Raw genomic sequence first — 12131 nt, 5'->3', positions numbered from 1 at the left:
CTTGTACGACGAACCCTTCGATTTCTTCCTAAGAAGGCTACAGGGTCTTCGGAATCGTCCGACATCCATTTTCAGTTCTGATCTTCATAGTCCCCGCCGTTGCATATATCCATATCGATGACGAGGAATAAAGATGAACAAGTTTTGGCAAATGGCTGCGATCGCCACGCTGATTGCGACCACCAGCGGCTGTGTCAGCTACAACGTCAGCCAGCCAAGCGCTTCGCTGTCCGGCGACGTGAAGACTGATCTGAAGGCTGACGTCAAAGTCGGTGAAGCCATCAGCGGCGAGTCATCCACCAATGTTCTGTTCGGCTGGTTGAACATCGGCGGCGACACGCAGTTTGCGGACGGCGTGACCTACGGCGGCGCGAGCGGCGGTGGCATGGGCCTTCCTCTGCCGGACCCGATCTCCTCCACCAAAGCAGCCGCAGCGTTCAAGGCGGTCAAATCGTCCGGTTCCGACCTGATCGTCGCGCCGCGTTACGAAGTCACCGTCAACGATTACTTCATCTTCAAGCAAGTGAACGTAAAAGTGACCGGCAACAAAGGCAGCATCCAAAGCATTCGCTGATGGATTGATCGCACTCGGCAACAGCGGAGTGTGATTTCTTGAGCGCCCTTCCCGCCATCGCGGGCAAGGGCGCTTTTGCATTCCGGTCGGTTATTTCCGATCCGCCACCACCCCGATCAACACCAGCACCACCACCAACACCGGCGCCAGGCTGTAGTTGTTGAACTGGCTCAGGCCTCGCACGACCCACGGCGTGGCATAAATCAGCGCAGCGCCGCTGCCAACGGTGCAGAGCAGCGCCATGATCGGAATGCGCAACGCGCCGGCAAAGCTGCCGAGGCGGCCTTCGATCCAGCCCTTGATGTCGGTCCCGAACAGAATCAGCAGGCAGCCGACCAACGCCAAGGCGATTTCCGACAAATTGCTGCGACTCCAGCGCGAGACGGTGGCCAGCAAGTCGAGTACGAATTCCATTCAGTGTCCTTAATGTTGAGCCTTACAGAAGAAAGTGCTGCAGCAAGTCGTTGAGGAATAACTGGCCGCGAGCGGTCGCCACCAGCCGTGCCGGATCGGTCTCCAGCAAGCCGCGTTGTTCGGCCTCAAGACGGGCGCTGGCGAGCGAATCGACGCTTAGACCGGTGCGGCGCTGAAATAATGCAGCGTCCACGCCCTTTGTCAGGCGCAGGGCGTTCATCAGGAATTCAAAGGGCATCTCATCCAGTGGCAGCCGCTTTTCGCCAGCCTGATAAGCCTTGGCCGGGTTGAGGTAATCCTTGGGCAGTCGGGTTTTCCAGGTGCGGATGATGCGCCCGTCCGGATGGCTGAGCTTGCCATGGGCGCCCGCGCCGATCCCGAGAAAGTCCCCGAAGCTCCAGTAATTCAGGTTATGCCGTGCTTCGCGTCCCGGCTGGGCGTAGGCCGACACTTCGTATTGGCCATAGCCGTTTTCCCGAAGCAGCGTCTGACCGGCCTCTTGAATATCCCAAAGGATGTCATCTTCCGGCAGCGTGGGCGGCTGATTCCAGAACACCGTGTTCGGCTCAAGGGTCAGCTGATACCAGGACAGGTGGGTCGGGGCGAGGGCGATCGCCTGACGCAGGTCGCCGAGGGCGTCTTCCTGGGACTGGTCCGGCAGACCGTGCATAAGGTCCAGGTTGAAATTATCAAAACCCGCCCGACGCGCCATGTCGGCAGCGCGCACGGCCTCATCGCCGTTATGGATACGCCCCAGCGCTTTGAGCTTGGCCTCCTGAAAACTCTGGATGCCGATGGACAGACGATTGATGCCTAGACCGCGATAGGCGCTGAATTTCACCTGCTCGAAGGTGCCGGGGTTGGCTTCCAGCGTGATCTCGATGTCTGGGGCGAAGCGAATGCGTTGTTCAACGCCGCTCAGCAGGCGGCCCAGCGCATCGGCGCTGAACAGGCTGGGCGTGCCGCCACCGAAAAAGATCGTGCTCAGCTCGCGGCCGTAGACGTGGGGCAGGTCCTGGTCGAGATCGGCCAGCAGCGCGTCGACGTATTCCTGCTCCGGCAACACCGGGCTCGCCGTGTGGGAGTTGAAATCGCAGTACGGGCATTTGCGTACGCACCACGGGATATGGATGTAAAGCGACAGCGGCGGCAGCTCGGCAAGGGGCGCCCGCGACGGCTCTGTCGTGAAGCCGGCCGCGCCGAGAATCAGCGGCCGGGTGGTGGAATCCTGAGTCATTGCTGATCAGGGCTCAGCCCCAGACGCTGACGCAGGATGGCCATGGCGCGGGCGCGGTGGCTGATCTGGTTCTTGTCGGCCGGGGTGAGTTCGGCGCTTGAGCAGTTGCGCTCCGGCACCCAGAACAATGGGTCATAACCAAAGCCGTGCTCGCCGCTGGCGGCGGTGAGGATGCGGCCGTGCCACAGGCCTTCGCAGAGGATCGGCAGCGGGTCGTCGGCGTGGCGCACCAGGGCCAGAACGCAGACGAACTGGGCGCCGCGTTGTTCAGCGGGGACGTCGTTGAGGGCGTCCAGCAATTTGGCGTTGTTCGCCGCATCGCCCTGGCCGTCGGCGTACCGCGCGGAATAGATGCCCGGCGCACCGCCCAGATAATCCACCGCGAGCCCCGAATCATCGGCCAGCGCCGGCAGGCCCGAAATACGTGCGGCATTGCGCGCCTTGAGGATGGCGTTCTCGACGAACGACAGCCCGGTTTCGTCGGGCTCCACGGTGCTGAACTCGCCGATCGAGCGCAGCTGAACGCTGGCGCCGAGCATGGCCTGAAGTTCTTTGAGTTTGCCGGCGTTATGGCTGGCCAGTACAAGCTGGGTGAGATTCATGATGAGTCCGTGAAAATCGGCTGCGTGAAAATCTACTGATTGAAGCTGAGCCAGTGTGTGGCTGTTGCCCGCTTTTACCTGAGTGCTAGCGCTGGCCGACAGGGCTTTAACGCCCTGCAGCGCAGGTCACACGGCAATCTGATGGTCCTGCAAGCCTGGGCTGCTGACGCGGTAGATGCCGATTTCACCCAACAGATTAGGCCAACGCTTGCTGGCCCAGCCGTGCCGATGCTGTTGATCGACCGCGAGCCGATCAATGACCTTCGCCGAGCGACCCCGGCACAGCTCTTCGAAATCTTCGAAGGTGCAGAAGTGGATGTTCGGGGTGTTGTACCACGTGTACGGCAGGAATTCGGAAACCGGCATCCGCCCTTTGCTCGCCAGGTACCAGCGGCAGCGCCAGTGCCCGAAGTTGGGGAAGGTGATGATGCACTGGCGGCCGACGCGCAGCATTTCGTCGAGGATGCGATCCGGGTAGTGCACGGCCTGAAGCGCCTGGGTCATGACCACCACATCGAAACTGTTGCTGGCGAAGTTGCCCAGCCCCTTGTCCAGATCCTGTTCGATGACATTGACGCCTCGCGCCACGCAACGCGCGATGTTGTCGGCGTCGTTTTCCAGGCCATAGCCCGTCACTTGCTTGTGCTCCTGCAGCCAGGCGAGCAATTCGCCGTCGCCGCAGCCGAGGTCGAGCACACGGCTGCCTGCCGGTATCCAGTCTTGGATGATTTCCAGGTCGGCTCTCATGGTGTCCTCAGAGTGCAATTCGGTTCATGTAGCTGGAGAAGGCCTGCAAGTAGCGCGGGATCGGGATCAGGAAGGCGTCGTGTCCCTGGGGCGCATCGATCTCCAGATAACAGACATCCTTTTTCGCCGCCATCAGCGCGTCGGCCAGTTCCCTCGAGCGGGCCGGGGAGAAGCGCCAGTCGGTGGTGAACGACATCACGCAGAACTTGGCGCTGGCATTGGCGAAAGTGGCGGCGAGGTTGTCGTTGAAGTTGGCGGCCGGATCAAAGTAGTCCAGCGCCTTGGTCATCAGCAGATAGGTGTTAGCGTCGAAGCGCCCGGAAAACTCCTCGCCCTGGTACCGCAGGTAGCTTTCGACCTGGAATTCCACGCTGTGGAAGTCGTAGTTGAGGTTTTCGTTCTTCAGGCCCCGGCCGAATTTCTCACCCATCGAATCATCGGACAGGTACGTGATGTGCCCGACCATGCGCGCCAGCATCAGGCCGCGTTTGGGGATCACGCCGTGCTCCTGAAACGAGCCGCCGTGGAATTCCGGGTCCGTCAGGATCGCCTGCCGCGCGACTTCGTTGAACGCGATGTTCTGCGCCGACAGCTTGGGCGCGGAAGCAATCGCCAGGCAATGACGCACGCGCTCGGGGTAGGTGATCGTCCATTGCAGCGCCTGCATGCCGCCCAGACTGCCGCCGACGATGGCCGCCCATTGATCGACGCCCAGCCGGTCGGCCAGACGCGCCTGGCTGTGCACCCAGTCTTCGACCGTCAACACCGGGAAGTCGGCACCAAAAGGTCTGCCGGTTTCCGGGTTGAGGCTGCTGGGGCCGGTGGAGCCGTTGCAGCCGCCGAGGTTGTTCAGGCTGACGACGAAGAACTTATCGGTGTCGATCGGCTTGCCGGGCCCGATGCAGCTGTCCCACCAGCCCGGCTTGCGATCTTCGGCGCTGTGATAGCCCGCCGCGTGGTGATGACCCGAAAGCGCGTGGCAAATCAGCACCGCGTTGCTCTTGGCGGCGTTGAGCTGACCGTAGGTTTCGTAGATGAGATCGTAGGCTGGCAACGAACGCCCGCAGGCCAAGGCCAGCGGCTCATTGAAATGCGCCGTTTGCGGCGTGACTAGACCGACAGAATCTTTGGGAAAGACCGTGGACATCGACCTGCTCTCGCTGAAATGAGGCGTAAGTCTAAAGATCGCGCCGGGGTGCGGCAACAAACTAAATGGCTGAATGCGCGGAGGGTGACGCTTTGGATTTTTGTCGGCGCTACATTCATTAGGCGGGGAAAAGGGCGACGGCTGCTGGTGCCGTCGCCCCAAGATCAAAAGCTTCCCGGCTGAAGCCGGTCCTACGGTCAGAGTTACCGCATTCCCATTGGCTGCATGCGGCGGCTGTCAGATCAAACGCCACAGCTCTTGCGGCATGCCGGCATAGGCCGCCAGCGCAGGCATGACGTAGGACTGCAGCACCTGAATCGCGATAAAGGCGAAGATCGGCGAGATGTCCATGCCGCCCAGGTTGGGGATGATGCGGCGGAACGGCGCCAGAATCGGCTCGCTGATCTGATAGGCCAGCTCGGCCGCCGGGTTGTGGCTGCCCGGAGCAATCCACGACACGATGACCATGATGATCATCGCCACCCAGAAGATCTTCAGCAGCAGCGACGTGATGCCGATGATCGACCACATCAACAGGTGTGGGATATCGCCGATGGTGCCGTAGGTCATCATCAGCACGAAGGCCATCAACAGCGCCTGAATGACGATCGCCAGCAGCAGCGAGGACGTGTCGAGCCCGAAAACGCTCGGCACGATGCGCCGGATAGGCTTGAGCAACGGCTGGGTCGCACGAACAGCGAACTGGCACAGCGGGTTATAGAAGTTGGCTTTGACCAACTGCAGCACGAAGCGCAGCAGAACGATGGTCAGGTACAGGCTGATGAGCGTCTGGATGACGAAAATCGTGGCGCCGGTGAGTGCATTCATGTGTTGCTCCTTATTTGCCCAGCTGTTCGGCGAGTTCGGCGGAGCGATGTGCGGCAGCGCCCAGCGCCTTCTCCACAATTGCTTCGAAGCCATCGGCCTGGAACGATTTGATGGCCGCTTCGGTGGTGCCCGCAGGCGATGTCACTCGGCGACGCAGCTCTGCCGCATCGACGTCGCTGCCGGTGGCCATCAGTGCGGCGCCCAGCGCGGTTTGCAGGGTGAGCTTGCTGGCAACGTCAGCCGGCAGCCCGAGCGTGACGCCTGCGGCGGTCATCGCCTCGATCAGCAGGAAGAAATACGCCGGGCCGCTGCCTGATACCGCAGTCACCGCGTCGATCTGTGCTTCTTCATCGACCCACAGGGCAATCCCGACCGCCGATAGCAACGTCTCGGCCTGCTCGCGCTGTGCCTGAGTGACATCGGCGGTGGCGTAAAGGCCGCTGACACCCTGGCGCAGCAGTGCGGGCGTGTTCGGCATGCAGCGCACGAGGGGTTGCTCGCCCAGCCAGGCTCGCATGCTGGCGCAGGTAATCCCGGCGGCGATCGACACGATCAATTGATGAGGCTTGAGCGCCGGTTTCAGCGCTTCGCACACGGATTTCATCATTTGCGGCTTGACCGCCAGCAGCACCACATCGGCGCCTTCGATGGCTTCGGCGTTGTCGGCGACCACCTTGATGCCGTGTTCTTTTGCCACGCGCTCGCGGGTTTCTGCGCCAGGATCGCTGGCACGAATCAGCTCAGCGTCGACGCCCTGGGCGCGCATGCCGCCAATCAGGCTGGCGGCCATGTTGCCGGCGCCGATGAACGCGATACGGGTTTTGCTCATGAACGGTTTCCTGTGGGGCAAAGGTTAAGGCTGCCCATAGTCGCGGGCGCCGAAGAGGGCAGTGCCGATCCGCACCCAGGTCGCACCTTGTGCGATGGCGGCTTCGAGGTCGTGGCTCATGCCCATGGAAAGCGTGTCCAGCGGCAGGCCAATTTGTGCCTGCAGCGTGCTGACGGCGGCGAACGAAGCGTTCTGTTCGTCGCGGTCGTCGGTAGGTTCGGGAATGGCCATGAGGCCGCGCAGTTTCAGATTCGGCAGCGCGCCGATGGCCTGGGCCAGTGCGGCCAGGTCTTCAGGGCTGCAGCCTGACTTGCTGGCCTCGCCGCTGACGTTGACCTGAATGCAGATGTTCAGCGGCGGCAGTGCTGGCGGCCGCTGCTCGGACAGCCGTTGTGCGATTTTCAGACGGTCCACGGAATGCACCCAGGCAAAATTCTCGGCGATGGCGCGAGTCTTGTTGGACTGGATGGGGCCGATGAAATGCCAGATCAAGGGCAGGTCGGTCAATTCGGCCTGCTTGCCGAGGGCTTCCTGAAGGTAGTTCTCGCCGAAATCGCGGAGGCCGGCGTCGTAGGCTTCCCGCAGGTCGCTCGCCGGTTTGGTCTTGCTCACCGCCAACAGGCCGACAGAGCCCGGGTCGCGCTGCACCGCTTGCGCCGCGCTACGAATTCGCTCGGCGAGCGTTGAAATGTTCTCTGCTATCGTGGACATTGATTTGCGCCAGCAGGGCTAAAGTCTGCGGCATTCTATGTGATGAGGAGCTGTATGGATATTACCGAGCTGCTGGCCTTCAGTGCCAAGCAAGGCGCGTCGGACTTGCATCTCTCTGCCGGCCTGCCACCGATGATTCGCGTCGATGGCGATGTGCGGCGGATCAACCTGCCCGCATTGGACCAGAAAGAGGTCCAGGCGCTGATCTACGACATCATGAACGACAGGCAGCGCAAGGACTTCGAGGAGGATCTGGAGACAGACTTTTCCTTCGAAGTGCCGGGCGTGGCGCGCTTCCGGGTCAACGCGTTCAACCAGAATCGCGGCGCCGGCGCGGTGTTCCGGACCATTCCGTCGAAGGTCCTGAGCATGGAAGAGCTGGGCATGGGCGAAGTGTTTCGCAAGATTACCGACGTGCCCCGCGGCCTGGTGCTGGTGACCGGTCCGACCGGCTCGGGCAAGTCGACCACCCTTGCGGCGATGGTCGATTACCTGAACAGCAACAAACATCACCACATCCTCACCATCGAAGACCCGATCGAGTTCGTTCACGAGTCCAAGAAAAGCCTGATCAACCAGCGCGAGGTCCATCGCGACACCCACGGTTTCGCCGAAGCGCTTCGTTCGGCCCTGCGTGAAGACCCTGACGTGATTCTGGTGGGTGAGCTGCGCGACCTGGAGACCATTCGCCTGGCGCTGACGGCAGCCGAAACCGGCCACCTTGTGTTCGGCACGCTGCACACCACGTCCGCTGCCAAGAGCATCGACCGTATCGTCGATGTGTTTCCGGCGCAGGAGAAGTCGATGATCCGCTCGATGCTCTCCGAATCGCTCCACGCCATCGTGTCTCAGGCGCTGTTGAAGAAGGTGGGCGGAGGCCGTGTCGCGGCCCACGAGATCATGATCGGCACGTCGGCGATCCGTAACCTGATCCGCGAGGACAAGGTGGCGCAGATGTATTCGTCGATTCAGACCGGGGGGTCGCTGGGGATGCAGACGCTGGATATGTGCCTGAAGGACTTGATCAGCAAGGGGCTGATCACGCGGGAGAGTGCGCGGGAGAAGGCGAAGACGCCGGACAATTTTTGATCGGGAGGGCAAACGACGGTGGGGAGCGAATGACTCCGCTCCCCACCGTGTTGTTTGTCAGGCGGCGTGTGCGATCAACGCTGGGCGATGCGCACAGTGCCTTTCTGACTCGGCGGCTGCTTTGGCAGCACACGCTTGGCGACGACGTAATGGCTGTCCCAATACGGCTTCTTCAGCGTATCGATCGTCACGGATTTGCCGCGGCGTGGCGCGTGAACGAACCGGTCGTTGCCGAGGTAGATCGCCACGTGATTCACCTTGCGGCTCTTGATGTTGAAAAACAGCAAGTCGCCCGGCTTCAAGTCCTTGCGGTCAACCTTCTGCCCGTGGCCTTCGGCCATGGCGTTGGAGGTGCGCGGCAAATCGACTTCGCTCACGTCGTTGAAGGCATATTTCACCAGTCCGCTGCAGTCGAACCCTTTTGTCGGGCTGGTGCCGCCCCAACGATAAGGTGTACCGATGGCGTTAACGGCCCGGTTGACCACGGTGCTGCTCTGTTTGGTACCCATCTGCGCCGTGTTGGCCAGGGCGACAGTGTTCTGCGAAATCTTGCGAGTGCTGCGGGATGGTTTCCCCTTAACAGCTTTGGCTCGCTTGCCGGAGGACTCGAGTGGAGTAGCCGTCTGTTCCAATGCAGCCATTGCAGCGCGTTGAGCGGCAATGTTGCGTGAAACGGATTCCGGCGACTCGGACCTGGCGGTGAAACCGGTGAAGCTCGGTGGAAGGGTTTGCTCACGATTGGTGGCGTGGGCGGCCAGTGGCATAAATAGACAAATAGTCAGCCATGTCTTGAAAAATGGACGCATTAGGCAGGGCTCATGTTGGTCAGCGCGCAACTTTATAACAGCTTTTGGCGAAATTCTGAGCCCCCTTGTCGAACAATTTACTGCCCTTGGAGTCAGTTTTGGCGGCAAAATCGTCATCTTGCTGTGCTGATCACCTTGCAGAACAAGGGTTTGCACGATTGAAAAGAGGTTCAAGCCATACGTCGGACGGCGTCACGAAAGTCACAAAACTTACGCATATTTTTTTCTATTGCAGAAGGCGAGGTCAACAATGAACACCTATCAAGCGGACGTTCAACGTCCTGATACCCACAGTAAGGTCATGGGCTATTTGCTCTGGATTGTGGGATTCACCGGCGCTCACCGGTTTTATTACGGCAAGCCGGTGACCGGTACGCTCTGGTTTTTCACGCTCGGTCTGTTTGGCATTGGCTGGCTGATCGACCTGTTCCTGATTCCGGCGATGGATCGGGAAGCGGACCTGCGATTCAACGCGGGGTCGACCGATTACAGCCTCGCCTGGATTCTGCTGACCTTTCTGGGCGTGTTCGGTGTGCACCGGATGTATCAGGGCAAATGGATCACCGGGATCATTTACCTGTTCACGGGAGGTTTGGCGCTGCTGGGCGTGCTGTACGACTTCTGGACGCTGAATGACCAGATCTCGGTGAAGAACGCTCGTAGATAGCAGGAGCGCTGCGAAATACGGCTCACCCCTGCAGGGTCATACTGGTGACGCCGGAATTGTGGGAGTGAGCTTGCTCACGAAGGGTTCGGTGCATTCAGCCACTTTCTCTGGGGCTGAAAGTAAGCCTTCGCGAGCAAGCTTGCTCCCACATAAACAGCGCCTGCCGCGCAACTGCGCGGACGCTGGACAAAGCGGGTGAATCTCACCCGTTATAGCTGACCCGCCCATCCACAAACGTGTACTTCACCGCACTCGGCAGGCAATGGCCGAGGAACGGGCAGTTCTCGCCTTTCGACAGCCACTTTTCGCCCGCCACCGTCGACGCGGCGGGGTCGAACAGCACCAGATCCGCAGGCGAGCCGGCGATCAGCGTTCCGGCGGGCAGGCGCAGTGCAGCGGCAGGGCCTGAGCTGAGGCGGGCCAGCAGCGTCTGCAGGTCCAGCAGACCGTCTTCAACCAGCGTCATCGCCAGTGGGAGCAACAACTCCACGCTGCTGATGCCCGGCTCGGTCGCGCCAAACGGAGCCAGCTTGGCGTCACGCTCATGGGGCTGGTGATGACTGGAAATCGCCTGCACCACGCCCGACTTCACCGCTTCACGCAATGCGTCGCGGTCGGCACGTGTGCGCAACGGCGGCTGTACGTGATACAGGCTCGAAAAGCCCGTCAGCGCCTCATCGGTCAGGATCAACTGATACAGCGCCACGTCCGCCGTCACCGGCAGGCCTTGCGCCTGGGCCTGGGCAATCAACGCCACACCGCGCGCACTGGTCAGCTGCGTGAAATGCGCACGCACACCGCTTTGCTCGACCAGCAACAGGTCCCGCGCCAAGGCCACCGTTTCAGCCGTTTCCGGAATGCCCGGCAGGCCAAGAAACGCCGCCGTTGGGCCGTCGTGGGCCAGACCGCCTTCAGCGAGATCGTGGTCCTGGGAGTTGAAAATCACCGTCAGATCGAACGTCGCCGCGTATTCGAGGGCACGGCAGAGCGTGCGATTGCTGCGGAAATTGACCATGCCGTTGGTGAACGCGACGCAGCCCGCGTCGCGCAGGGCGATCAGCTCGGCCAGTTGCTCGCCTTCCAGGCCCTTGCTCAACGCACCAATGGGGAAGACCTTGCTGTGGCCGGCTTCGCGCGCGCGGTCCAGAATCAGTTCGGCGACCGCGGAGGTGTCGAGCACCGGTTTGGTACGCGGCGGGCAGCACAGGCTGGTGACGCCGCCGGCCGCCGCTGCGCGGGTTTCGCTGGCGATGTTGCCTTTGCGGCTGTAACCCGGCTCGCGCAACGACACGTTCAGGTCAACCAGCCCGGGGGCGGCGATCAGGCCGGCGGCGTCGATGGTTTCCGTAGGGCTGAAGCCGGCAGGAGCCGCGCCGAGGGCGAGAACTTTGCCCGCTTCAAGATGGATGTCGGTGACTTGATCCAGACCGCTGACAGGGTCGATGACGCGAGCGCCGAGGATGCTGAACTTCACTGGGCGATCTCCTGCTCGAACTGACGTTGTGCGGTTTGGCCACTCATGGCCATGGACAGAACGGCCATGCGCACCGCAATGCCGTAAGTCACCTGATTGAGAATGACCGAATGCGCGCCGTCGGCCACCGCTGATTCGATTTCCACGCCACGGTTGATCGGGCCGGGGTGCATCACGATGGCATCGGGCTTGGCGCCGGCCAGACGCGCAGTGGTCAGACCGAACAGTCGGTAGAACTCACCCTCGCTCGGCAGCAGACCGCCCGACATGCGCTCACGCTGCAGGCGCAGCATGATCACCACGTCGACGTCCTTCAGGCCTTCGGTCAGGTCGGTGTAGACCTTCACGCCGTATTGCTCGACGCCCACCGGCAGCAGGGTTTTCGGCGCGACCACGCGGATGTCCGGGCAGCCCAGCGCTTTGAGCGCGATCATGTTCGAGCGCGCGACACGGGAATGCAGGATATCGCCGACGATCGCCACCGAGAGGTTCTCGAAATTGCCCTTGTGGCGGCGGATGGTCAGCATGTCCAGCATGCCTTGGGTCGGGTGCGCATGACGGCCGTCGCCGCCATTGATGATCGCGACCTGCGGGCTGACATGCTCAGCGATGAAGTGCGCCGCACCGGAGTCACCGTGTCGCACGACGAACATGTCGGCGGCCATGGCCTCAAGGTTGCGCAGCGTATCGAACAGCGTCTCGCCCTTGCTGGTGGAGGAGGTCGACACATTCAACGTGATGACGTCCGCCGACAACCTTTGCGCCGCCAGCTCGAACGTGGTGCGGGTGCGGGTCGAGTTTTCGAAGAACACGTTGCACACGGTCTTGCCGCGCAGCAACGGGACCTTCTTCACCGCCCGGGCGCCGACTTCGAGGAAGGAGTCGGCGGTGTCGAGGATTTCGGTGAGCAGTTCGCGGGGCAAACCGTCGAGGGAGAGAAAATGCTGCAGCTGGCCCTGATGGTTCAGTTGCAGCGGGCGCTTGGCGTCGAGAGGCGTCATCGCAA

At 61.6% G+C, this 12131-nt stretch carries 14 protein-coding genes; 3 read left to right on the top strand and 11 right to left on the bottom strand.

The genetic code is table 11. The annotated features are described in order from the left end of the window. The first annotated feature begins 133 nt into the window (after positions 1-133). Complete coding sequence (locus tag IFT99_RS23840) at positions 134-574, top strand: hypothetical protein (protein ID WP_065991133.1); 441 nt, start codon at positions 134-136, stop codon at positions 572-574. Between the two features lie 90 nt (positions 575-664). Here IFT99_RS23840 and IFT99_RS23835 read toward each other — a convergent pair whose 3' ends face one another. From IFT99_RS23835 to IFT99_RS23800, 8 genes are all read right to left on the bottom strand, one after another. Continuing rightward, entirely contained in the window at positions 665-988 is a 324-nt protein-coding gene (locus IFT99_RS23835; protein WP_065991135.1) for a DUF3392 domain-containing protein, read from the bottom strand. A gap of 22 nt (positions 989-1010) precedes the next feature. Beyond that, the gene (gene hemW, locus IFT99_RS23830; protein WP_192135536.1) at positions 1011-2225 is read right to left on the bottom strand and encodes a radical SAM family heme chaperone HemW; all 1215 of its coding nucleotides are present in this window, start codon (positions 2223-2225) and stop codon (positions 1011-1013) included. After that, a complete protein-coding gene (gene rdgB, locus IFT99_RS23825; RefSeq protein WP_192135606.1) occupies positions 2222-2830 on the bottom strand; it encodes an RdgB/HAM1 family non-canonical purine NTP pyrophosphatase in 609 nt (202 codons plus the stop codon). Before rdgB ends, hemW begins: the two co-directional genes overlap by 4 nt. A 123-nt stretch (positions 2831-2953) precedes the next feature. After that, complete coding sequence (gene metW, locus IFT99_RS23820) at positions 2954-3574, bottom strand: methionine biosynthesis protein MetW (RefSeq protein ID WP_065991140.1); 621 nt, start codon at positions 3572-3574, stop codon at positions 2954-2956. Positions 3575-3581: 7 nt separating this feature from the next. Next, positions 3582-4721: a homoserine O-succinyltransferase MetX gene (gene metX, locus IFT99_RS23815; RefSeq protein ID WP_192135534.1), complete on the bottom strand. Its 1140-nt coding sequence runs from the start codon at positions 4719-4721 to the stop codon at positions 3582-3584. Between the two features lie 237 nt (positions 4722-4958). Continuing rightward, a complete protein-coding gene (locus IFT99_RS23810; RefSeq protein ID WP_065991147.1) occupies positions 4959-5549 on the bottom strand; it encodes a YggT family protein in 591 nt (196 codons plus the stop codon). Between the two features lie 10 nt (positions 5550-5559). After that, the gene (proC, locus tag IFT99_RS23805; protein ID WP_065991149.1) at positions 5560-6378 is read right to left on the bottom strand and encodes a pyrroline-5-carboxylate reductase; all 819 of its coding nucleotides are present in this window, start codon (positions 6376-6378) and stop codon (positions 5560-5562) included. A 24-nt stretch (positions 6379-6402) separates the two neighbouring features. Then, entirely contained in the window at positions 6403-7089 is a 687-nt protein-coding gene (locus tag IFT99_RS23800; protein ID WP_192135531.1) for a YggS family pyridoxal phosphate-dependent enzyme, read from the bottom strand. 54 nt (positions 7090-7143) lie between these two features. Here IFT99_RS23800 and IFT99_RS23795 point away from each other — a divergent pair, with 54 nt between their 5' ends. After that, positions 7144-8178: a type IV pilus twitching motility protein PilT gene (locus IFT99_RS23795; protein WP_065991152.1), complete on the top strand. Its 1035-nt coding sequence runs from the start codon at positions 7144-7146 to the stop codon at positions 8176-8178. Positions 8179-8252: 74 nt separating this feature from the next. On the opposite strand, the gene IFT99_RS23790 is transcribed toward IFT99_RS23795, so the two are convergent. Next, positions 8253-8984, bottom strand: coding sequence for a C40 family peptidase (locus IFT99_RS23790; RefSeq protein WP_065991154.1), 732 nt, complete (start codon positions 8982-8984; stop codon positions 8253-8255). A gap of 250 nt (positions 8985-9234) precedes the next feature. Between IFT99_RS23790 and IFT99_RS23785 the strand changes: the two genes are divergently transcribed. Beyond that, on the top strand, positions 9235-9651 hold the full coding sequence (locus IFT99_RS23785; RefSeq protein ID WP_065991157.1) for an NINE protein: 417 nt from the start codon (positions 9235-9237) through the stop codon (positions 9649-9651). 202 nt (positions 9652-9853) lie between these two features. On the opposite strand, the gene IFT99_RS23780 is transcribed toward IFT99_RS23785, so the two are convergent. Continuing rightward, positions 9854-11125, bottom strand: a complete 1272-nt coding sequence (locus IFT99_RS23780; RefSeq protein ID WP_192135529.1) for a dihydroorotase — start codon at positions 11123-11125, stop codon at positions 9854-9856. Next, on the bottom strand, positions 11122-12126 hold the full coding sequence (locus IFT99_RS23775) for an aspartate carbamoyltransferase catalytic subunit (RefSeq protein ID WP_192135527.1): 1005 nt from the start codon (positions 12124-12126) through the stop codon (positions 11122-11124). The genes IFT99_RS23780 and IFT99_RS23775 overlap by 4 nt, the downstream gene beginning before the upstream one ends. Positions 12127-12131: the final 5 nt, after the last annotated feature.

The organism is Pseudomonas sp. CFBP 8772, assembly GCF_014841665.1.
GTDB lineage: Bacteria > Pseudomonadota > Gammaproteobacteria > Pseudomonadales > Pseudomonadaceae > Aquipseudomonas > Aquipseudomonas graminis_B.
This window is presented reverse-complemented; position numbering and strand designations above follow the sequence as displayed.

What these genes read in the sequence shown, in the direction of transcription:
- IFT99_RS23790 (WP_065991154.1), bottom strand. Translation starts at nt 8,984, where the DNA reads ATGCGTCCATTTTTCAAGACATGGCTGACTATTTGTCTATTTATGCCA.
- metX (WP_192135534.1), bottom strand. Translation starts at nt 4,721, where the DNA reads ATGTCCACGGTCTTTCCCAAAGATTCTGTCGGTCTAGTCACGCCGCAA.
- IFT99_RS23775 (WP_192135527.1), bottom strand. Translation starts at nt 12,126, where the DNA reads ATGACGCCTCTCGACGCCAAGCGCCCGCTGCAACTGAACCATCAGGGC.
- IFT99_RS23835 (WP_065991135.1), bottom strand. Translation starts at nt 988, where the DNA reads ATGGAATTCGTACTCGACTTGCTGGCCACCGTCTCGCGCTGGAGTCGC.
- hemW (WP_192135536.1), bottom strand. Translation starts at nt 2,225, where the DNA reads ATGACTCAGGATTCCACCACCCGGCCGCTGATTCTCGGCGCGGCCGGC.
- metW (WP_065991140.1), bottom strand. Translation starts at nt 3,574, where the DNA reads ATGAGAGCCGACCTGGAAATCATCCAAGACTGGATACCGGCAGGCAGC.
- IFT99_RS23840 (WP_065991133.1), top strand. Translation starts at nt 134, where the DNA reads ATGAACAAGTTTTGGCAAATGGCTGCGATCGCCACGCTGATTGCGACC.
- IFT99_RS23785 (WP_065991157.1), top strand. Translation starts at nt 9,235, where the DNA reads ATGAACACCTATCAAGCGGACGTTCAACGTCCTGATACCCACAGTAAG.
- IFT99_RS23810 (WP_065991147.1), bottom strand. Translation starts at nt 5,549, where the DNA reads ATGAATGCACTCACCGGCGCCACGATTTTCGTCATCCAGACGCTCATC.
- IFT99_RS23795 (WP_065991152.1), top strand. Translation starts at nt 7,144, where the DNA reads ATGGATATTACCGAGCTGCTGGCCTTCAGTGCCAAGCAAGGCGCGTCG.
- IFT99_RS23800 (WP_192135531.1), bottom strand. Translation starts at nt 7,089, where the DNA reads ATGTCCACGATAGCAGAGAACATTTCAACGCTCGCCGAGCGAATTCGT.
- proC (WP_065991149.1), bottom strand. Translation starts at nt 6,378, where the DNA reads ATGAGCAAAACCCGTATCGCGTTCATCGGCGCCGGCAACATGGCCGCC.